This window comes from Streptomyces caelestis (assembly GCF_001279005.1).
GTDB classification, from domain to species: Bacteria; Actinomycetota; Actinomycetes; order Streptomycetales; family Streptomycetaceae; genus Streptomyces; species Streptomyces heliomycini.
Genome location: NZ_LGCN01000047.1, coordinates 1 through 769 on the forward strand (window position 1 = coordinate 1; position 769 = coordinate 769).

Here is a 769-nt window from a genome sequence, read left to right on the forward strand (position 1 = left end):
ACCGCGGGGTTGGAGGAGGGCAGTTCGGTGTAGGAGCCGAGGCCGAAGGCCGGGTTCTGCTTGCGGATCTCGATCATCCGGCGGGTCCAGTGCAGCAGCGAGGAGGGCGAGGCCATGGAGGCCTCGACGTTGGTGACCTGGTAGCCGTAGACGGGGTCCATGATGGTCGGCAGGAACAGCCGGCCGGGGTCGCTGGAGGAGAATCCGGCGTTGCGGTCGGGGGTCCACTGCATCGGGGTGCGGACCGCGTCGCGGTCGCCGAGCCAGATGTTGTCGCCCATGCCGATTTCGTCGCCGTAGTAGATGATCGGCGAGCCGGGCAGGGACAGCAGCAGGGCGGTGAAGAGCTCGATCTGGTTGCGGTCGTTGTCCAGCAGGGGGGCGAGGCGGCGGCGGATGCCGATGTTGGCGCGCATGCGGGGGTCCTTGGCGTACTCCGCCCACATGTAGTCGCGTTCCTCGTCGGTGACCATCTCCAGGGTCAGCTCGTCGTGGTTGCGCAGGAAGATGCCCCACTGGCAGCCCGAGGGGATGGCGGGGGTTTTGGCGAGGATCTCGGAGACGGGGTAGCGCGACTCGCGGCGCACGGCCATGAAGATGCGCGGCATGACGGGGAAGTGGAACGCCATGTGGCACTCGTCGCCGCCGGCGGCGTAGTCGCCGAAGTAGTCGACGACGTCCTCCGGCCACTGGTTGGCCTCGGCCAGCAGCACGGTGTCCGGGTACTGCGTGTCGATCTCCTTGCGCACCCGCTTCAGGAACGCGTGCG

Annotated in this window: 1 protein-coding gene; it reads right to left on the bottom strand. The window is 68.0% G+C overall.

Translation table 11 applies throughout. The features are described from left to right. The coding region (locus tag ADK41_RS05135; RefSeq protein WP_030837597.1) for an alpha-amylase family glycosyl hydrolase at positions 1-769 on the bottom strand (769 nt) is incomplete at both ends.